Source organism: Luteitalea pratensis (genome assembly GCF_001618865.1).
Classification (GTDB): Bacteria; Acidobacteriota; Vicinamibacteria; order Vicinamibacterales; family Vicinamibacteraceae; genus Luteitalea; species Luteitalea pratensis.
Map to the genome: position 1 here is coordinate 5,587,803 of NZ_CP015136.1, position 20,858 is coordinate 5,608,660.

Sequence of the window (20,858 nt, forward strand, 5' to 3'; positions counted from 1 at the left end):
TCCGGCGCGCTCGATGAACCTGGCGCGACTTCGTTCCGCCCGACTCTCATCTGCCCTGCTCCTGTTCATTGGCGATCCCGAGAAACGAGGTCTCGACGGTCGCGACCAACTCACCGCCATCGCTCACCTCGACATGGACGGGAGTGCTGGTGCCCGATATTCCCCTCGCCGGCAGCCGCAGCAGGAATCGGCTTTGTACGAGCCCATACGGCGGTACGTCACCGATTGGCCCCAGCGCGGTGATGCTGCCGCCGACGGGGTCCACCACCCGGTAGGTCAGCGTGTAGGGGCGATTGGACCGGTTGAGGATCTGCAGGTTGTAGAAGTTCGAGACGTCACCGTTGTCGAGCGTCGTCTGCAGCGTGCCGGGCTGCCGCAGGATCAGCACATCCAGGTCGGGACGCCTGGCAATCAACGTCGCTGCCGCCACGAACAGGACCAGCCACACGACCGCGTAGGCCTTGACGCGCCAGCTCAATCCGTTGGGCATCCCCGTACGCACCGCCTCCTCGGACGTGTAGCGGATCAGGCCTTGCGGCCGGCTGACCCGCCGCATCACGTCGTCGCAGGCATCGGCGCACGCCGTGCACGCCACGCATTCGAGCTGGATGCCGTTGCGGATGTCGATGCCGGTCGGGCACACCGTGACGCACTGCCCACAATCGATGCAGTCGCCGCGCGGCATGTCCTGCACCCCGCGACCGAGCTTGCCGCGAGGTTCGCCGCGGCTGCGGTCGTACGTGATGGTGATGGTGTGTTCGTCCACCAGCGCACCCATGACACGGCCGTATGGGCACGCCAGCGTGCACGCCTGTTCGCGAAAGCGCGCGAAGACTGCGTAGAAGACGAGGCTGAACACCGAGATGGCGAACAACCCCGGCAGGTGCTCACGCGGTGGCGCCGTGACGATGGTCCATAGCGCGTCGGCGCTGATGATGTAGGCGAGAAAGACGTTCGCGATCAGGAACGACAACCCGAAGAAGACAGCGTGCTTCAGCGCCTTGCGCCACGCCGTGTCCGCGGTGAGCGGTGCCTTGTCGCGTCGCACCTGTTGCTGCGCCGAGCCCTCGATCAGCCATTCGAGCTTCCTGAAGAGCATCTCCAGGAAGATCGTCTGCGGACACATCCAGCCACACCACACTCGCCCTACGGCGGATGTGAGCAGGGCGACGGTGACAAATCCCGTGAGCACGCACAACACGAGCAGGTAGAAGTCCTGCGGCCAGAAGACGAGTCCGAAGACGATGAACTTCCGCTCGAGGACGTTCAGCAGCAAGATCGGCTGGCCGTGCAGCCTGACGAAGGGTCCCAGGAACAGGAGCGCCATCAAGACGTAGCTGACGAGCGTCCTCGCCGCGTAGAACCGTCCGGACGGCTGGCGCGCATAGACCCACTTGCGCCGGCCATCCTTGTGGACGCTGGCCAGTTCGCCGCGGAAGCTGTCGTGCTCCGCATCGAACCCGTGCGGCACAGCGGTATCGGTGCGCATGATGTCAGCCGCAGGTCTTCTCGCGATCCGGGTTGGCGGCACGCGGGTTGGCCGGTTGTGTGCCCTGCTTCGACAGGACGTAGCTCACGACCTGCAGGAGTTGCTCGTCGGAGAGACTGGCGCCACTTCCGTACGGCAGCATGCCGAGCGGCGGGAACCCGGTGCTGACGTTCTTCATCACATCGGCTGGCGTGCAGCCGTGAATCCACAGGTTGTCCGTGAGGTTGGGTCCGACCATGCCGCCGAGATCCTTGCGATGGCAGGCATGACAGAGGTTGGCGCCCTCGTAGATCTCCTGGCCCTTCTTCAGGCTGTCCAAATCGGTCAGCGCAACCAGTGCCGTGTTCGGTCCGGCCGCCTTGGGACGGCCGGCCGCGACGCGCGCGGCCGTCTCGACCTCGGCCTGATACTCCGCGACCATCCCCGGCCTGCCCCACAACGGCGTCGGCAGCGCGTGGTAGTTGATCGCGTAGACGATACCGAACGCGATGGTGAAGTAGAAGCCGTACAGCCACCACTTCGGCAGCGCGTTGTCGAACTCGCGGATGCCGTCGTATTCGTGCGACAGCAGTTGGTCCTTCTTCTGGCTCACAGCTGGGCTCCTCCCCTGGTGTCGGGGCCCGTGCGTCCCTCGGGCGAGACCACGGAGTCGTCGCCGAGCGGCAGGCTGGCACAGGCCGCGAGCCGATCGCGGTCCATGCGGAGCACCCACACCAGCATGACCATGAAGACGGTCAGAAAGATGACGAGGGACAGGACCGGGAAGATCTCGATCCCGACGATCGTGCGCAGGACTTCCTTGTACATCAGCGGTCTCCCTGGTGGGCGGGCTGAAGCGCCGCCTGCATCGCGCCTGGTTTCACCTTCGCGTCGGTACCGAGCCGCTGCAGGTAGGCGATGAGCGCGACGACCTCGCGATCGGCAGGCGTGTTCATGCCGGCGGTCTTCAGCCGCTCGGCCACCTGCGTGGCCTGCGCCTGCATGTCGGTGCGCGCCTGGTGCTCGTAGCCGGCGGGATAGGGGACGCCCAGGCGACGCAGGGTGATGATCTTGCCCTCGATGTGCGTGTCGTCGAGCTTGTCCGTGTACATCCACGGATAGCCCGGCATGATCGAGCCGGGCGACGTGGCACGAGGGTCCTTCATGTGCAGGAAGTGCCACGAGTCCGGATACTTGCCGCCAACACGGTGCAGGTCGGGCCCGGTGCGCTTGGAGCCCCACAGGAACGGGTGGTCGTAGACGAACTCGCCGGGCTTGCTGTAGTCGCCGTACCGTTCCGTCTCGGCGCGCATCGGCCGGATCATCTGTGAATGGCAGCCGAGGCAGCCCTCGCGGATGTACAGGTCACGTCCCTCGATCTCCAGCGGCGTGTAGGGCTGCACGGTCGCAATCGTCGGCACGTTGGCGCGAATCAGCGCCGTCGGGACATACTCCACCGCGCCGCCAATCAGCACGGCGAGGAACGTCAACACCGCGAACTGCGTCGGCCGGCCCTCGAGCGCCCGGTGCCATGCCGATCCCTCGCGCGGCGGCAGCGGGCGCAATGGCGGCGCCTGTGCGGCCTCACCCGGTTCGAACACACCTGACGCCGCGGTCTTGTACAGGTTGTAGATGGCAATCAGGGCGCCGAGAAGGAAGATGGTACCGCCGCCGATGCGGAGCCAGTACATCGGCAGGATGCGCACGACGGTCTCGAGGAAGTTGCCGTAGCGCAGTACGCCGTCGGCGGTGAACTCCTTCCACATCAGTGCCTGGGTGATGCCGGCGATGTAGAGCGGAATCGAATAGAACAGCACCCCGAGCGTCAACAGCCAGAAGTGCGTGTTGGCGAGCCGGATCGAGTACAGCTTCGTGCCGTAGATGCGCGGCACGATGTAGTACAGCATCGCGAACGTGAGGCCGCCGTTCCAGCCGAGCGCGCCGACGTGGACGTGCGCAATGACGTAATCGGTGTAGTGCGTGATCGCGTTGACGTTCTTGAGTGACATCATCGGCCCCTCGAACGTCGTCATGCCGTAGGCGGTCACCCCCACCACCATGAACTTGAGCACCGGGTCTTCGCGCACCCGGTCCCACGCGCCGCGCAGCGTCAGCAGCCCGTTGACCATGCCGCCCCAGGACGGGGCGATGAGCATGAAGGAGAACACCGTGCCGAGCGTCTGTGCCCAGTCGGGCAACGCCGTGTACAGCAGGTGATGCGGCCCGGCCCAGATGTAGATGAAGATCAGCGCCCAGAAGTGGACGATCGACAGCCGGTACGAGAACACCGGCCGGTTGGCGGCCTTCGGGATGAAGTAGTACATGATCCCGAGGAATGGCGTGGTCAGGAAGAACGCCACGGCATTGTGGCCGTACCACCACTGCACGAGCGCGTCCTGCACGCCCGCGTACATCGAGTAGCTCTTGAGGAAACTGACCGGCAGCTCGAGCGAGTTGACCACGTGCAGCAACGCGACGGTGATGAACGTGGAGAGGTAGAACCAGACCGCCACGTACATGTGTCGCTCGCGGCGCTTGTAGACGGTGCCGAGCATGTTCAGGCCGAACACCACCCAGACCAGCGTGATGGCGATGTCGATCGGCCACTCGAGCTCTGCGTATTCCTTGCTCGACGTGATCCCGAATGGCAACGTCAGCGCCGCCGAGACGATGATCAGTTGCCAGCCCCAGAAGTGGATCGCGCTCAGCGCGTCGTTGAACATCCGCGCCTTGCACAGCCGCTGCAGCGAGTAGTACACGCCGACGAAGATGGCGTTGCCCGCAAAGGCGAAGATTACCGCGTTGGTGTGCAGCGGCCTGAGCCGCCCGTACGAGAACTGCGGCAGGAAATTGAGAAATTCCGGGCGCACCAGCTTGATGGCCACGATCAAGCCGACGAGGAAGCCGATGACGCCCCAGACCACGGTCGCGACGATGAAGTTGCGGACGATCGCGTTGTCGTACGCGAAGGTCTCGACGGCGCCGGCGTCGCGGTCGGCGTGGCGCCCGATGGCGGGTGATTGAATCACATCATGCATAACGTGAGACTCTTCATGGCTTCGGTTGAGGGGCGGGCCGGGCAGTGTCGTCGAGGAGGACCCTGACGGCCGGCGTGGTGGTGTCGTCGAACTGGCCGGACCGAACCGCCCACGCGAACGCGGCCAGGAAGCCGCCGGCGACCACCGCGCCGACGGCGATGAGCAAGAAGATCACGGTCATTGTCCGCTCCCCCGCGGTGCACGCACCCGCATCAGGCCGACGCTCAAGCCGACGACCGTGAGCGAACTCACCGGCATCAGGATGGCCGTCGCCAGCGGGGTCAGCCGACCGGTCAACGCCAGCGTGAGACCGATCACGTTGTAGAGAACCGACACGACGAAACAGAGGACGATCACGGCACGGGCGCGGCGTGCGTACCGCAGCACCGCCGGCAGCAGTGTCAGTCGATCGCCGCGGATGACGACATCGCACGCTGGCACGAGGCACGCCGTATCGTCGGACACGGCGATGCCGACGTCGGCCGCGGCCAGCGCGCCCGCGTCGTTCAGGCCATCGCCGATCATCAACACGTGCCGGCCCGCGGACTGCCGCGCCTGCACCGTGCGCAGTTTGTCCTCGGGCGCCTGCCGGAAGCGCATGCGATCACCGAACGCGCGCCGCCAGCGTGGCGCCTCTTCGTCGTGGTCGCCCGACAGCAGCCATGTCTCGTGCGACGCGCCAAGCGCGGCAGCCGTCTCGGCCATTCCAGCGCGCTCGGGCGTAGCCAACGCGAACGATCCGGTGCGGCCGTCGACACTTGCCCAGGTGCGGCCGCCCGAGTAGCCGGTCGGCAGTTCCGCGACGCGGGAGACGAACGACGCCGTGCCCACCGCCACGATGGCATCGTCCACGACGCCGCGGATGCCCTCGCCAACGACCTCGCGCACATCGCGGATGTCGCCCTCGACCGCCGCGCGTCCCGCGAGCGCGCGGCTGACCGGATGAATGGATTGGGCAGCCAGTCGGCGGACGCGAGCCCAGTCACGGTCGTCGAGGCCGTCGAGATCGACGGTTGCCGCGGCCTCGGCGGTGGCCAGCGTGCCGGTCTTGTCGAACGCAATGGTGTCGACGCGACTCAGGTCGAGCGCGACGGCGCCCTGTTTCAGGTACACGCCCGCCTGCCCGAGCATGCCGAGCGTCGTGCCGAGAGTGATCGGCGCGGCCAGGGTCAGCGCACACGGGCACGCGATGATGAGCACGGCGGTGGTCACCTGCGCCGCCATCCGGACGTCTGGCCACCACGCCCAGAACCCGAGCGCCGCCAGCGCCAGCGCGCCAATCGTGAACCACTGCCCGAAGCGCGCCGAGACCGTGGTGAGCCAGTGTGATGGCTTCTGCGTGAAGACCGGGTTGTTCCACAGTTCTGCCAGGCGACTGTGGGAAACGCGGCGCAGCACCTGCAACCGCAACGCCTCGCCGACAATGCGTGCACCGGCGCCGATGGTGTCGCCCGCCTGCACAGGGACCGGGTGCTGCTCGCCGGTGACGAAGGCGAGGTCGATCCTGCCGTGCGTGTCGAGCAGGCACGCGTCGGCGGGCACGACCTCCTGCGGCCGGACGACGATCACGTCACCGGGCGCGAGGTCCTCGATGCGGCGCATCGCCATCCGGGCACCGGTCGCGACGCGTACGGAGAGCGGCAGGAAGGAACGCACCGTGCGGTCGAATGCGATCCGGTCGAACGCCATCTGCTGGAACAGGCGGCCGATCAGCAGGAAGAACACCAGGCCGGCGAACGAGTCGAGGAAGCCTTCGCCACTGCGCGTGAGGATGTCCCAGAGGCTCCGTACGAACAGCACGGCGAGGCCCATGGCCACCGGCACGTCGAGCGTCATCACCCGCATCCGCACCGACTGCCACGCCGCCCTGAAGAAGTCGGCGGCGCTGTAGACCAGCACCGGGATCGCGAACATGACGTTGAGCGCATCGAACAGGCGCTGGAACGCCGGATCGAGTGGCGCACCGTTGGCATAGCGCGGGATGCTGAACAGCATCATGTTGCCGACCGCGAATCCGGCGAGCCCCAGCTTGAGATACAGATCGCGCCGCGCCTGCGGCATGTGGCCGGCCGAGCGTTCGCCGTCCACGATTGGCTCGTACCCCAGCGACGCGAGCCGCTCTGCCAGCGCCCGCAGCGTCGTCCGATCTGGCCGGAATGCGACCCGGACCGTCCGGCGCATCAGGTCCGCCTCGCTGCGACCGATGCCTTCGTCGAAGCGCCACAACTGCTCGAGCAGCCACAGGCACGACGCGCAGTGCAGGGAGGGCACCGAGAAGGTCACGTGGCTGAAGGTGCCATCGTGGGAATCCACGAGCCGGAGGGCGACGGCGGGATCGTCGAGCACGGCAAACCGATCGGCGTCGCGGGTACTGGCCGTGCGCTGGGACACGCCCGCATCGGGATCGCACGCATAGAACTGGCTCAGCCCGTGCGCCTGCAGGAGTTCGAACACCGAGGCGCAGCCGATGCAACAGAAGCTGCCGGCGGCGGTGTGGACGCCGTGCGTGCCGCACCTGTCGCCGCAGTGGCGGCAGAGCGCCGGAGCGGCGGGCATGGCAACAGCCCGGTCGAGGACAGAAGAGGACGCAGTCGTCACGGGGAGGCGTCGCGCTGGCAGGCGCGGCTACCACTCGGAGGGCAACTTCCGCGCCAGCCCTGGCGCGATCCAATGCTTCAGGAGACCTGCCTGCGGCCGCACCCGCGGCTACCCGGCCGTCGGCAATATTCCCCACCGGCAGCCGAAAAGTCTGCAGATCAAGGGACCAGGCCGACTGCCCTGCCTTATCCCCTGGTCCCCGGCCACGCTCGGAGAACGGGCCCTACTTGATTGTTGTCCCCTGTCCCTTGAAGCCCTGGTGACTTCTTCGTTGTCCCTTGTCCCTTGGTCGATATCGCGCCCTGACGCGCTACAGTGCTGTTTGAGGCCGGGGCGCGGGACCGGCGCCCCGAGGAGGTCTGCAATGTCGAGCATCCGCATGGATGCCCGTGGGCTCGTCGTGCCCTGTCCGTCATGCGGGGCAGCCAATCGACTGACGTTCACCACGCTGGGACAGTCCACACGGTGCGGTCGCTGCCAGACGATGCTGGCGCCGCCGACCGAGCCGGTGGAGGTGCCGTCGGCCGCGTATTTCGACGCGCTCGTCGCATCGTCACGGCTCCCGGTGCTCGTGGACTTCTGGGCAGCATGGTGCGGACCCTGCCGGATGGTGTCGCCGCAAGTGGCGCTGGTCGCGCAGCGCAACGCTGGCCGACTGCTCGTGACAAAGGTCGACACGGAAGCAGTGCCTGACCTGTCGGCCCGACTGGGCATTCGCTCGATCCCGACGCTCGCGGTGTACGACGGCGGGACGCAGGTGGCACGCACTGCTGGAGCGATGTCCGCCGATCAGATCGAGGCGTTCGTGCGAGGTGCTGCCGGGCCTCACGCGTCGACCTGAAGGTCGACGCCTACGTGCACGACGTGGTCAGGGTGTGGCGATGGCCTTCGCGAGCGCCAGCATCCGGTCGCGATCGATCTTGTAGACGATCATCCGCGCGACACCGTCCGCGCGCTGCACCTCGAGCAGTGCCGCATCACCGCCCAGATCGACCGTCGCGGCGTTGACCCCGATGCCCGGGAGCAGCTCGCGCTTCTTGGTCCCGTCCTCCACGGCCCGCAAGTCGATGTCGAACGTCTTGTCGGCGGTGGTGCCGTCGGCGGAGAGCGACTTGAGGCTCGCGAACGTGAACCCGAAGTTGCTGTCGCTGCCCTGCCACTCGCACCTAGTGAACCCGGGACTGGGTTCATCCACAGCGGGTCCCTGGTAGCTGTCGCCGACAATCGCGACGGCTTCGGCCTGGGTGAGCACGGCGTCGCATCGCACTGCCGTGGGATCCTGACCGCCTCCGCCTGGCGGCTCCGGCGCGAGAAGCGCATGCGCAGTCGAGGCTGCAGCAAGGAGCGCGCCCGCTGCCATGACCGCGGCCAACCGCAGCCGCATCATCGGCTCGCTCCGCTGGCCGGCGGTGGGCCAAGGGGACTCGGCGCACAACCGGTACGTTCCACCGTGTAGACGCCGCTGGTGAACTTCCATCCTGCACTGGTCTTCGCAAGTTCGAAGCTGTCGATGCCGCAGTGGCTGAACGCGCCATTCAGCCAGAAGTCATAGGGCGCCCACAGCGTGGCGATCCCCTTGTGCACGCGCACCTGTGGCGCCCACATCCGCTCCAGCATCTTGCGCCCGCACTTGCCGAGACTGGCGCTGAACTCGTCGAAGGTGGAACTGCGCACCACGCCGTCGGTCCCCTCGACCTGGCGATAGAGCCGTCCTTCGGGCCAGGAGATCGCGCGGGCACTCGCCTCGTCGCAACTGGCCATCGCATCGAACATCTTCTGAACGACGGCCACGACGTCACGTTCGTCCTGTGCCTGCGATTGCGCCGCCGTCGGCGTCGCGAGCGTAGCGGTGACGGCAATCACGGCAAGGGCGCCGGGGCCGGACAGATGGCTGATCATGGTGCGGCGATTGTATGGGGAAACACGCGACAAGGGACAAGGGACAAGGAGAGAAGTCACAAGGGCGTCAAGACACAAGAGACGAGGAGCAGGGGACAGGGGACACGGCGACGGTCCGCCTCATCCGCTGGTCCTTGGTTCCTTGTCCCCTGTCCCTTGAAAGGCCTTCTGACTTGTTCGTTGTCCCTTGTCCCTTGGTTGTGCGCCCGACTACTGCAGCCTTGTGGCGAGGGCGTTGGTCCCGGCCGCCCAACGCACGCCGTTGGCGTTGGAGTACATCGCGCGCTCTACCACGATCTGGGCAGGGGCGCCGCCGACGCTCTCCACGATCATCCCGAACCTCTTGCCGCGGGCCTCGGGGAAGAACTCGTTGGCGTACGGCGTGATGTTGAACCGCGAGTTGGCCGAGACGACGTACTCGCGCGAGATGGGCGCGCTGCCATCCTCGAATAGCACGGTGGCGCGAATGGTGCCGGCAAACGCGGACGTGTTGGCGACAAGGACGTACGTCTCGACCTCGCGCGAGCCGCCGAGTTCACCTTCGGCCATCGCCCAACGTGTACCGGTCGTGGTCTCGCCCGGGCTGTTGTGCGCCTCGTGCCACGTCTCCGAGGTGGGGCCCGGCCACCACATCGAGCGCTCGACGATGATCGGCACGTTGTTGGTCGACGTGATGCGCGTGGACACCGCCGCGTCGGCCAATGCCGCATCCGCCTGGTCGACCCAGATGTTGAAGCGGCTGTTGCCCGCGACCTGGTACGTCTTGGTGATCACCTGGCCGTTGGAGAGCAGGAACTCGGCCTGTACGCTCGCCGTGTCGGCCTGCGGATTGGCGATCAGGATGAACAGGTCGAAGTAGTTGCCGGTGGCACCCTCGGCCAGGAACCACTGCGTGGCCGGCGCGGTGACGCCACTACTCTCGTGACCAGCCCCGAGGGCCTGTCCCGGCCGGTTCAGGTACATGGCGCGCTCCGCGATGATCGGCACGCCGTTGGTCGACTCGATGATCGCGGAGAGTTCCGCGGTCGCGAGCGCCGCCAGTGCCGGGTCGGTACGGCCTTCCTCGTCCACCCAGATGCTGAAGCGGCTCTGGGGCTTGACGACGTAGTTCTTGACGAGCGGTGCCGCCGGTGCCGGCAGCAGGTACGTGACCTGCACCTGCGCCGCCTGGTCGTTCGGGTTCTGGATCAGGTAGAAGAGCTCGAAGTTGTAGAACGTCGCGCCCTCGGCGAAGTACCACTTGGTCGCAGTGCGCGTCAGGATGCCGCGCTCGGCGTGGCTGCCGTACCCGCTCTGATCCCAGGTCATCGTCCGGTCGGCCACGACCTGCACGTCGGCCTCGATCAGCGTCGAGAACTCGGCGGCCTCGAGGCCGGGGATGGTCTCGACGTCGATGGTCGTCCGGCTCAGCGGCGGCAGCACGCGGTAGTCGCGGATGGTGAACCCGTCGGCGCGCTGGAAGCGTGTCAGCACGAGCGCGGGCAGCGCGGCCGGATTCGCGATCGCGAGCCGCGTGTCGAAGAACGAGCCGGTCGCCCCCTCCGCCAGGTAAGTGATCACGAACCCCCGCGGGTGCGTGCCTTCCTGCAGTTCCTGCAGGTTCGTCTTGCCATCGCCATCGGCATCGTCGCCGGGGCCGGAGCCAGGGCCACCGAACGGGTCGAGCCCGTACTTCGTTTCGAATTCATTGCTGAGTCCATCGTTGTCGGCATCGCCGCTCGACTCGAGCGTGGGCAGGCCGACGTTGGCCGATGCCGTGTTGTTGGCCGGAACCGGATCGAGCACCCCGGCTGTCACCGTGGCGGTGTTCGCGATCTGCTGTCCGGGCGTTGTCGCGACCAGCTTGGCCACGATCTTCATCGTCGCCACCGCGCCAGGCCCGACCTGTGCGAAGGAGATCGAGCGGTTGTTGCCCGTCCCGCCGCAGATACCGGCGAGGTCGGATGTGCAGGAGACGTACTCGAGACCCGCGGGCAGGTTATCGGTGACGACCACGCCCGAGGCCGGGTCGCTGCTCGGGTTCACCACCTGCAGCGTGAAGGTGACGTTCTGTCCCGGGAACAGGGTGCCGACATTGGCCAGCTTGGTCAGCGACAGGTCGACGCTGTATCCGAGCTTCTGCAGCACCGCGTCGCCGTCGCCACCGCCGTACGCGGTCTGGAACGCGTTCACCAGGCGGAAGCCATCCGAATTGGCGGCGGTGAAGACGCTGGAGTCGTTGGTCGTGCCACCGAGGTACGTCTCACCTGCTGCGTTGACGGCGATGCCGAGCAGCGCCTGTCCGTTCGCGTTGGATCCGAGATAGCTGGAGAAGACGAACGCCGTGCCTGCCGGGTTGAGGATCTGGACATAGGGGGGCTGCTGCCAGAGCGTCTCCTGCACGGCGCCAATCTTGGGCAGGTCCGTCGACCGCGTCGAGCCCACGAGGTGCACACGCCCCATCGCGTCGACGGCGATGTCGTTGATGCCGTCGTAGTTGTTGCCACCGGTGAAGGTTGTGTAGACACGCGACGCGACACCGGTCTTCGTGAGATCGAGCTTGATCACGAAGCCGTCCCACGGCTCCTGACCACCACCAATCGGGTTATTGAACTGGCGCGCGGCGGCGGCGGTCACCGGGAAGTCGGTATTGGAGCGCGTCCTGCCACCCACGTAGACGAAGCCGTTCGCATCGATGTCGAGCGCGTAGACATGGTCGGTGCCGCTGCCCGAGATGTACGACGAGTACAGCAGGCCCGCGGTGCCCACGATGTCCGTGTCGATCTGGCTTACGAAGCCGTCGATGGCGGTGCCGAGGCGCGGCGCGAAGCCATTGAGGACCGGCAGGTCGCCGGTGGAGGTGTCGCTGCCGAACGTGACCTTCCCGTCGCCATTGGCGACGATGTCGGCCCGGTTGGTCATCTCACCCTGGCTGCCGCCGAAGTACGTCGAGTACACCAGGGCACCGGCATCCGTGTAGCGCTGCACGAAGAGATCGTCGGCGCCCCATCGGGTGGTGCGGTAGGCATTCGGGGTGGTCACGAAGCCGTCGGTCGTGCTGTTGGACGCGGTCTTGCCCACGACATACGCGTTGCCCTGCGCATCCACCGCCACGCCCGTGGCCGCTTCACGACGGATCCCGCCGATGTAGGTCGAGTACGCCAGCCCGCCCTCGGGCGTCAGGCGCGCGTAGAACGCGTCGGCCGACTGCGCTGGTGCGCCCGCGTCGAACCCGAAGGCGGCGTCGGCGGCGCCAGCCGTGACGGGGAAGTCGGTCGACACCGTGTCACCGACGATGTGCACGCGGCCCTGCGGGTCCACGGCCAGCCCGCCGGGGATGTACTCCGGGGCCCACGTGGCCTCGTCCAGGGATCCGCCAAAGAGCGTCGAGTACACCAGGGCGCTACCCGCAGGATTGAACTTGCTGACGAAGTAGTCGCGCGGGTACACGCCACCAGGTGACGGCGTGCCGGCACGCTGCGGCTGCATGGCGCCAGACGTCACCGGGAAGCCGGCGTTGTCCTCGGAGGTGCCGAGGACGTAGATGAAGCCGTTGGCGTCCACCTTCACCGCGAGGATTCCTTCCTCGCTCACGCCACCGAACCAGGTCGAGTACACGAGCACGGGATCGATGACCAGCGTGCGCTGGCGATCGTACGCACCAACGCGGAAGCCCACTCGCCCGCTCGCGGCGTCAAGCGTGAAGGCGCTGGCGACCGGGCGGCGGACGCCGTCGATGTCCTGGTAAGACACGGGAGCGCGCTGGCGCAGCACCTGCCCCGCGACCTCGACGAGCAGGTCGCCCGTCGACGCGTCAAGGGCGAGGCGATCGGCGCCCTGCACCACCATCTCGGCATCGGCGGGGTCGGCGCCGGGCGCGACGATGAAGTCGTATTCGAGCTGGCGCTGGTCGCCGTAGTAGGCGACGTCGATACCGGGGCGGACCTCGTGCGCAACTACACGACCGAATGTCGTGACGTTGGTCTTCCACGTGGAGGAGGGACCGACGTAGCGGTGCATCACACCAGGCAGATTGCTCTCGCCGGTGAGTCGAACACCGTCGGTAGCACCGGCAATGGAGAACGACACTTCGGCGCGGCGGCCGTGTGCGAGCAACGCCAGGCTCGCGCCCCGAGCGCTCACCGCGATGTTGTAACCCTGTCCACGACCGACGAAGGCCGGGACGCCGTCGAACTCTCGCGACTCGAAGGTGAGCGGCAACGACGCAATCGCGTCGAGCGCGCGTGCAGGCGCGACGTTGGCCGGCACGGTGTCGGCTGACGGCGCTGCTGCATGGAGGTGAGTGGCCGGGGCCGGTGCGAGACCGACGAGGGCCAGCACCGACGCGACAAGCGCGGTGCCGGAACGGATGAATGATGAATGATTGCTGTGCACGATAAGAACCTCCAGCGATCGCGATTCGATTCGCGCCGCGTGATTGAGTGGCCCCGGCCTCCGAATTCGTGACACGTCGATCGAGGCACGGCACAAGCACGCGAACCGGCCCCAGATACGGAGCGGAATGCACGGAAGTTCGAACAAATATTTGCGTTCTACGTTGTTCGGTCGAGAGGCGATCGACGTTGTCCGGCAGGTTTGCGCACAGGTGTCCGGATGCGGACAGTCTGTCGATCGATTGAATGGCTATCGCTTACGCATCACGGATGGATGCGACGTTCGGAACGTGCGTGTGCTGCCGGACGTGTCCGGCAGACGATGCGACGGATGTGACCGTCGGACAGAGTTCTCCGGCTACACAGAGATGGGCGCGTCGACCTGAAGGTCGACGCCTGCATGCGGGGGGTCGTAGCCGTCGACCTTCAGGTCGACGGCCTTCAACGAAGCGGGGTCGTACGAAGAGCGCCGCGACGGGATGCAGGCGCTACGGAAGCCTCGTAGCCAATGCGTTGGTGCCGGCGGCCCCTGGTCCACCCAGCGAAATGCGGGCGCGTCGGCGGTCCAATGGAGCCTCCGGGAAGAACACAACCCGTGAACCGAAGCTGGTAGGGCGCGCTCTCAGAGCGCGCCGTCGGGGCCGGGCTCGGCCACCTTCGCGCAACGCGCTTCGGCGCCCAAGGAGAGGCGGCCTACCGTCGGCATATCGCCGCGTCGAGTCGTACTCAGGCGGCTCGTGTAGGCGCGCGGTTCCCGCCGGCGGGCTTCGCGTCAGCGGTGTCGACCGATTCCGTGGCCACGACGGACGGCTCCATGCCCCAGATCGCGCGCTGCACGATGATCGGCCCGGTCACGGCGGAAGTGCCCCACGCGGAGAGGGCGCCGGTGCCGGCCGGGGTGACCCGTGCGGTGATGGTTCCGGGAAACGACATGCGAGTGCTCATCACCGACTTGTGGGCGCGCTGGGCAGAAACGTGACACCCGCCTTCGCCTTGGCGGCTTCGCTGAGGCTTCGGCGGGCTTCGCCCCGACGTTGGCGCAGTCCGCCGAGGCTTCGGCGGGCTTCGCCCCGACGTTGGCGCAGTCCGCCGCGGCTTCGGCGGGCTTCGCCGCGACGTCGGCGGAGTCCGCTGCGGCTTCGGCGGGCTGTGCCGCGACAGGGCGGGCTTCCCTGCGAACTTCGATGTGATTTCGTGTCAAGTCGCAGGGCGCGTCCGGAGGACTGCCTCACCTGGGAGGGCCGGCTCTCGGTGGGCGCCGAAGCGCGTTGCGCGAAGGCAGCCGGCCGGCCTCGAGAGACGGGACGGGTATACTGCGCGCCACTCGATGAGCAGCGCACCCCCGCCTTCGCATCCTGGTCAGTCGCACGGCCTGATTCGCCAGTTCGGCCTGCTCCAGGCCACGGCGCTGAACATGTCGAACATGATCGGGATCGGGCCGTTCATCACGATCCCGCTGCTGATGACCGCGCTCGGTGGGCCGCAGGCGCTGCTGGGGTGGCTCGTCTCACTGGTCATCGTCATCGCCGACGGCTTGATCTGGAGTGAACTCGGCGCGGCGATGCCGGGATCGGGGGGCACCTACCAGTACCTGCGCGAGGGTTTCGGCAGGGAGAAGGTGGGCCGGCTGATGGCGTTCCTGTTCATCTGGCAGTTCATCCTGTCAGGGCCGCTGGAGATCGCCTCGGGGTACATCGGCTTTGCCCAGTACGCCCGCTATTTCTGGCCGGGCATGTCGCGGACGTACGTCATCGCCATCGCGTTGGCGGTGGGGGTCGTCAACATCGCGCTCCTCTACCGGCGCATCGAATCGGTCGGGCGGCTGACGGTCACGCTGTGGATCGGCACGTTGCTGACGACGCTGGCCGTGATCGTCAGCGGCGCCCTGTATTTCCAGGCTGGCGTGGCCTTCGACGTCCCGCCGGGGGCGTTCACGTTCTCGCTGGGCTTCCTGCTCGGCCTCGGCGCCGCGGCGCGCGTCGGCATCTACGACTACCTCGGCTACTACAACATCTGCTACATCGGCGACGAAGTGCGCAACCCGGGTCACGTCATCCCGCGCTCGATCATCATCAGCGTCTTCGCGGTCGCGGTGATCTACATCGCCATCAACCTGTCGATCATCGGCGTCGTGTCCTGGCGCGAGTTCGTGCCGGCGTCGGCCAACCCGCAGGCCGATTTCATCGTGTCGGTGTTCATGGAGCGCCTGTACGGCACGTCGGTAGCCAGCGTGTTCACGCTGCTGGTGCTGTGGACGGCCTTCGGATCGGTCTTCGCGCTGCTGCTCGGCTACTCGCGGATTCCCTACGCGGCCGCCCTCGACGGCACGTTCTTCCGTGTCTTCGGCCGGCTCCACCCGACGCAGCACTTCCCGCACGTCGCGCTCCTGACCGTCGGCGCGCTGGCCATGGTGGGCAGCACGCTGAGCCTGGGGTTGGTCATCGACGCGCTGGTGACGATGCGGATCCTCGTCCAGTTCATCGGCCAGATGGCTGCGCTCGTGCTGCTGCGGCGAACACAGCCGGACATGCCACGGCCGTTCCGTGTCTGGCTCTATCCGCTGCCGCTGGTGCTGGCGCTGTTCGGCTGGCTGTTCCTGTTTGCCACCACGGACCCCTTCGTGATCCTGTTCGGCCTGGCCCTGCTGGCGGCAGGAGCCGTCGCGTTCCTCGTGTGGTCGCGCCAGACCCGCCGCTGGCCTTTCGAGATCTCGAGGTAGGGACCGCTCTCCGAGCGGCCCATCTCAACGGCATGGCCAACGCCGCGATGGCGCGATGGACGCCTCGGAGAGGCGTCCCTACCAATCCTCGCGATGGACGCCTCGGAGAGACGTCCCTACCAATCCTGTTGACTCAATCTGCCCTGATGGGTCAGCGTACGCGGCAAACGCACAGGGGGCTCGCTCATGACTACACTGCCACCCGCACCCGTACCGGGACTCCCCGCCCTCGCTGGCCTTTGTTCCATTCCTCAGGCCACCGCGCCGGGGCTCAGCGTGGATCACACCGTCATGCGCCTGAAGCGCCTGCACGCCGTAGCGCGGGCAGCACAGCGCGTACTGGTCGCGCGCATCACCGACGAGCCGCAGTACGAACTCAAGATGCTGTACAGCCATCACGCCTGGCTGCTCGCGGAGTTGGTGACCGCCATCCGCGGGCGCGTCGGCGAGATGCGTGAGCCTCCCCTCGGTCTCGAGGATCCGCCGCCACCGGCACTGCAACTCGCGCTCGACGAGATCGCGGCGTCTCCCGACGGCACCCACTTGTGTGCGGGGCTGTACACGGTGCTGCTGCCGGCGCTCGACGATGCGTGCGCATCCCTGCATGCTGACGCGCACCCGCTGGCCGATGCGCCGACACGCTACCTCCTTCGCCATGCACGCCTTGATCTCGCCGACCTCCTCGCTGCCGGGCAGCAGGCCGCGCAGGCCCTCGCCGCGATAGCGGAACCCTCGACCAGCTGGCTCGAGGTCGTGCGCACCGCCCTCGCCGCAGCGGGTGGTCTCGATGGCACGGTCGCGGACACCGTTGTGTGCCCGACGCCACGCTTCTCCGCGACGCCACGGCCCTACGATCCCGTGCCGCGGCGCGACGCGCGCTTCCCGGATCCGTACAACATGGCGGTGAACGCCGAGGCGTTCATCTATGACACCTCGTTCCCGCCCGAGCCCAAGCGGCTGATGCTGGCCTACAAGCGGCTGCGCGAGATCGACGTTCCGGAGATGATGGCGAGCATCATCACCGAGACCGAGGGCAAGCCCTGGGGCTACACCCGCGACATGACGCGGCAGCTCTGGGACGAAGCGCGGCACGCGATGATGGGCGAGGTGCTGTTTGCCGACCTCGGCGTGGACTGGCCGGCGCTGGTGCGGGTGAACTTCACGTGGTCGCTCGGACTCAACACGCAGATCGCGGCCCTCGAGCGCCATGCGGTGCTGTACTTCATCGAACAGGGCCTGATGCCGCGCCACGGCAAGCGCTACGAGTGGGAGGTGGCGCAGGCCGCGGGCTCACCGCTCGCGATCAACTTCCAGGACTACGACTGGGCCGACGAGGTGTTGCACGCGCGCATCGGCAAGCAGTGGTACGTCTCGGCGATGCCGAGCCAGACCGAGGCGCTTCGTGCCGGCGATCGCGCGTGGTCGACGGTGCTGATGGACTATGGCGCATGGCAGCGTGACGGCCTGACCCAACATGAGAACTGGTGGCCAGCCCTGTACGCGGACGCATGCCGCAGGCTGGGGTGGACGCACGATCCGCGCGTGGCCGCCTTCAACACCTCCTATGCGGAACAACGCGCCGACCTGAAATCGGTGAGTCACTCGGGGTAAATGGATGCGTGAAGCGCTCGCGGAATTCTTCGGCACGGCCCTCCTCATCGTCTTCGGCGTCGGCGTCGTGGCCCAGACCGTCCTGAGCGGCGGTTCGCAAGGCAGCCCGCTGGCTATCAACCTGTGCTGGGGCCTGGCCGTCATCCTGGCCGTCTATGCGTCAGCGGGCGTGAGTGGCGCCCACCTGAATCCGGCGGTCACGCTCGCGCTCGCGCTGCGCCGCGGCTTCCCATGGGCCCGGGTCGGGCCGTACGTCGTCGCGCAGATGCTCGGCGCCTTCGTCGGCGCGGCCGTCGTGTATGTGACATACCGCGAGGCGTTCGGGGCATTCGACGGTGGCGTCCGTCAGGTGCTCGGCGCGAAGGGCACGGCCGGCATCTTCGCGACCTACCCGGCAGCCTACCTCTCGACGCTTGGCGGCTTCGTCGATCAGGTCGTCGGCACCGCGCTGCTCGTGGCGATGGTCTTCGCCATCAGCGACGAACGCAATGCGCCGCCCGCCGCCTCGCTGGCACCGGTGTTCGTCGGCCTCACCGTGATGGCTATCGGGATGGGATTCGGCGCCAATGCCGGCTATGCCATCAATCCCGCCCGTGACTTCGGGCCACGCCTGTTCACGGCCGTCGCCGGCTGGGGCGGCGGCGTCTTCACTGCCGCCAACGGCTGGTGGTGGGTCCCCATCATCGCGCCCTGCGTCGGCGCGGTCGTCGGTGGCACGGCCTACGACCTGTGCATCCGCGCCCACCATCCGGCGATCACCAACCGGATCGGAGATCCGCTCCAGCGCGCCGAGGCGAAGGACCAGCTTCGGTAACGCCGGGTACCGGGTACCGGGTGCCGGGTGCCGGGTACACGACGGTAGGGCCGGCTCTCCGAGCCCGGTCCACGCCAGGATTTCCGGCTTCACGGGATCCCTGCTAGCCTGCCGTGGTGGCCTCCTCCGGCTGGCCGGCGCGCGTACGGGAAGGCTCCAGGCGCCTGGCGGCCGGCCTCGTCCTGCTGCTTGCTGCCGGGATCGGTGTCGGCGACGACCTCCGCAGCGCCCCGGGCGTCAGGCTCGGCACGCGCGAAGTGATGCTCGACCTGCCCCACCTCGGGACCTCCGCGGTCCAGATCCCGAGGGCGAGCGCGACCGGCGTGGTGCTGATGCTGCATCGCGGCGGTTCTCGGGCCGAGCGCAGCGCCCTCACGCAGGCCATTCCGTCCAGTGTGCTCCTGATCGATGTCGATGCGACGCGCCTCGAGATGCCGCAGTCGGCCGCCTGCGCGTTCGCTGCCGCGATCCTCGAAGACGTCTCGCGACGCGCCCAGCGCGACGCAGGGCTCAAACGTTACCTGCCTCCCGTCGTGCTTGCGACTCCGGGTGCGCTGGGGTTTGCCGGCCCGGCGATGGCCGGCGCATCCCCTGGCGCGCTGCCGGCCGCGGTGTCGGTGGGCGCGCCAATCGAGCACCTTCCGCACAGCTGCGGCGCCGACCCAGCCCGGGGCGCCGCGAACAAGGCGCCCTGGCTCCACGCCTCCAACGCACACACCTTGCGCACGCCCCTCGAGGAAGCACTGGCGATGGCTGCGCTCGAACCGCAGCACGACGCCACGCCGGTGCAGCGCTGGCTGCGCCATTTCGACCTGCCACTGACCGCTGCCTGGTCGTCGCGGCCACGCGGGATGCTGGTGCTGCTGTCGCCGGCCCGCGGCTGGCGCCAGCCCGAGGAAGCGCTCGCGCAGCGACTCGCATCAGCCGGCATCCACGTCGTCGGCATCGATGCGCTGCATTCGTTCTGGCAGCGGCGGTCCCCTCGTGACGTGGCGCTCGAACTCCAGCGGCTCACCGACGCGCTCGCCAGCACCGGACTGCCGGTCTACATCGGCGGACGCGAATTCGGAGCCGAGACGATGGCGGTGGCGGGCGAGATGATGACGCCGGCACGAAAGATTGCCGGAGTGGTCCTCGTCGACCCGGGCCCGACGGCCTTTTTTGAGGTCGAGCCGCCCGCACTCGCGCTGCGCCCCACCGGCCCGAGCGACTGGTCGACACGCGCGGCCGTGACGGGCCTCGACCGACCGACCCTGTGTGTCGCCCATGCCGCCCCGGCCAACAGCTCCCTGCTGTGTCGATCGCTCGCCGGACGCGGGCAGGCAACGCTGGCGCAGACCGGCGCCGACGCAACCGCCCTCGCCAACACGATCGCGCGCTTCATCCTCGATCGGTAGGCTGATCGAGAAAGGACAGCGTGCCTTCGGCGCGAGCCTCGTGCGGCACCGCGAGCACCGGCACGGGCGACGCGCACAAGACCCGGTAGGCCACAGTCCCGACACGTGTACCGAGCAGGCCGGGCACGCCACGCAACGCGAGCACGACGAGGTCGACCTCGGCGCGATTGGCTACCTGCGCAATCCGCTCGGCCACCGGTCCTTCGACGACCTCGAGAGTGGGACCGGGCGTGCCGCCCAGCGACTCCGCGAGTCGTTCGAGCGCCTGATGCGCGGCACCGGTCACTGACGCGCGGAGTCCACTCAGCTCATCCTCGAGCAGCGAGGCCATCGTCGGCTGCAGCACGGTCCAACGGCTCTCCTCGCCACCAGCCACCACGTGCAGCAGGCGCAACCGGGCATGGCTGGCGCGGGCCACGCGATCGGCAAGGCTTGCATCGTCGAACGCGTGATCGTGGAACTCGATCGGGGCGAGCACCTCCTCCATCGCGCCGAGCGTGCGCAGCGCAGTGCCGTCGATTGCCGGGGGCACGACGAGGACCGGTCGCGTCGTCCTGCGGAGCACCCGCTCGGCCACCGATCCGAAGACGAACTTGCGCACCCCGCTCGCGCCCTGAGTGGCGAGCACCAGGAGTTGCGCATCGGCCTGATCGGCCTGCGCGAGGATCTCGCTGGCTGGATCGCCGACCTGCACCAGCAGGCGGTGTCGAGAGGACGCGCCCGGGCCGAGGGTCTCGTCGACGAACCCGGCAAGCGCGCCGGAAAGCAGCACCGGCTCGCGGCCGCCCGCCCGCATCCGCTCGGCAGTCGCGAGCAACGGATCGGCGACGGTGACGATGGTCAGCGGCTGGCGGAACGTGGCAGCGATTCGGCCCGCCGCGGTGAGGGCCAGCGCCGAGGCGCGAGAGAAGTCGATGGCGCAGAGGACCGACATGGCGCAA

16 protein-coding genes are annotated in these 20,858 nt (G+C 67.7%); 5 read left to right on the forward strand and 11 right to left on the reverse strand.

Annotation, left to right across the window (positions count from 1 at the left end):
• Positions 1–46 precede the first annotated feature (46 nt).
• The 6 genes from ccoG to LuPra_RS23440 are packed head-to-tail and all read right to left on the reverse strand — an operon-like array spanning position 47 to position 7,062.
• Complete coding sequence (ccoG, locus tag LuPra_RS23420) at positions 47–1,489, reverse strand: cytochrome c oxidase accessory protein CcoG (RefSeq protein WP_110172999.1); 1,443 nt, start codon at positions 1,487–1,489, stop codon at positions 47–49.
• 4 nt (positions 1,490–1,493) lie between these two features.
• Positions 1,494–2,081: a cbb3-type cytochrome c oxidase N-terminal domain-containing protein gene (locus tag LuPra_RS23425; protein WP_162472811.1), complete on the reverse strand. Its 588-nt coding sequence runs from the start codon at positions 2,079–2,081 to the stop codon at positions 1,494–1,496.
• A complete protein-coding gene (locus LuPra_RS32610) occupies positions 2,078–2,296 on the reverse strand; it encodes a cbb3-type cytochrome c oxidase subunit 3 (protein WP_162472812.1) in 219 nt (72 codons plus the stop codon). The genes LuPra_RS23425 and LuPra_RS32610 overlap by 4 nt, the downstream gene beginning before the upstream one ends.
• Complete coding sequence (gene ccoN, locus LuPra_RS23430) at positions 2,296–4,506, reverse strand: cytochrome-c oxidase, cbb3-type subunit I (RefSeq protein ID WP_110173001.1); 2,211 nt, start codon at positions 4,504–4,506, stop codon at positions 2,296–2,298. The genes LuPra_RS32610 and ccoN overlap by 1 nt, the downstream gene beginning before the upstream one ends.
• Before the next feature lie 13 nt (positions 4,507–4,519).
• On the reverse strand, positions 4,520–4,687 hold the full coding sequence (gene ccoS / locus LuPra_RS23435; RefSeq protein WP_110173002.1) for a cbb3-type cytochrome oxidase assembly protein CcoS: 168 nt from the start codon (positions 4,685–4,687) through the stop codon (positions 4,520–4,522).
• Positions 4,684–7,062 (reverse strand): heavy metal translocating P-type ATPase, encoded by a 2,379-nt coding sequence (locus LuPra_RS23440; protein ID WP_110173003.1) that lies wholly within the window; start codon positions 7,060–7,062, stop codon positions 4,684–4,686. Before LuPra_RS23440 ends, ccoS begins: the two co-directional genes overlap by 4 nt.
• Before the next feature lie 406 nt (positions 7,063–7,468).
• Between LuPra_RS23440 and LuPra_RS23445 the strand changes: the two genes are divergently transcribed.
• Entirely contained in the window at positions 7,469–7,945 is a 477-nt protein-coding gene (locus LuPra_RS23445; RefSeq protein ID WP_234800524.1) for a thioredoxin family protein, read from the forward strand.
• A 27-nt stretch (positions 7,946–7,972) separates the two neighbouring features.
• Here LuPra_RS23445 and LuPra_RS23450 read toward each other — a convergent pair whose 3' ends face one another.
• The 4 genes from LuPra_RS23450 to LuPra_RS23465 form a co-directional block, all read right to left on the reverse strand.
• Positions 7,973–8,371, reverse strand: coding sequence for a hypothetical protein (locus LuPra_RS23450; protein WP_157899579.1), 399 nt, complete (start codon positions 8,369–8,371; stop codon positions 7,973–7,975).
• Between the two features lie 116 nt (positions 8,372–8,487).
• Entirely contained in the window at positions 8,488–9,003 is a 516-nt protein-coding gene (locus LuPra_RS23455; protein WP_110173005.1) for a hypothetical protein, read from the reverse strand.
• Positions 9,004–9,213: 210 nt separating this feature from the next.
• Complete coding sequence (locus LuPra_RS23460; protein WP_110173006.1) at positions 9,214–13,377, reverse strand: DUF7948 domain-containing protein; 4,164 nt, start codon at positions 13,375–13,377, stop codon at positions 9,214–9,216.
• Between the two features lie 725 nt (positions 13,378–14,102).
• The gene (locus LuPra_RS23465) at positions 14,103–14,309 is read right to left on the reverse strand and encodes a hypothetical protein (protein ID WP_110173007.1); all 207 of its coding nucleotides are present in this window, start codon (positions 14,307–14,309) and stop codon (positions 14,103–14,105) included.
• 394 nt (positions 14,310–14,703) lie between these two features.
• Here LuPra_RS23465 and LuPra_RS23470 point away from each other — a divergent pair, with 394 nt between their 5' ends.
• The 4 genes from LuPra_RS23470 (at position 14,704) to LuPra_RS23485 (ending at position 19,917) form a co-directional block, all read left to right on the forward strand.
• Positions 14,704–16,095 carry an APC family permease gene (locus tag LuPra_RS23470; protein ID WP_110173008.1) on the forward strand — a complete coding sequence of 464 codons (1,392 nt, stop codon included), beginning with the start codon at positions 14,704–14,706 and terminating at the stop codon, positions 16,093–16,095.
• 186 nt (positions 16,096–16,281) lie between these two features.
• Positions 16,282–17,706: a hypothetical protein gene (locus LuPra_RS23475; RefSeq protein ID WP_110173009.1), complete on the forward strand. Its 1,425-nt coding sequence runs from the start codon at positions 16,282–16,284 to the stop codon at positions 17,704–17,706.
• A gap of 4 nt (positions 17,707–17,710) precedes the next feature.
• Entirely contained in the window at positions 17,711–18,520 is an 810-nt protein-coding gene (locus LuPra_RS23480; protein WP_110173010.1) for an MIP/aquaporin family protein, read from the forward strand.
• A 116-nt stretch (positions 18,521–18,636) separates the two neighbouring features.
• A complete protein-coding gene (locus tag LuPra_RS23485) occupies positions 18,637–19,917 on the forward strand; it encodes an AcvB/VirJ family lysyl-phosphatidylglycerol hydrolase (RefSeq protein WP_157899580.1) in 1,281 nt (426 codons plus the stop codon).
• Here the strand turns inward: LuPra_RS23485 and LuPra_RS23490 are convergent.
• The gene (locus tag LuPra_RS23490) at positions 19,901–20,851 is read right to left on the reverse strand and encodes a universal stress protein (RefSeq protein WP_110173012.1); all 951 of its coding nucleotides are present in this window, start codon (positions 20,849–20,851) and stop codon (positions 19,901–19,903) included. The two genes, LuPra_RS23485 and LuPra_RS23490, sit on opposite strands and share 17 nt — an antisense overlap.
• Positions 20,852–20,858 lie beyond the last annotated feature (7 nt).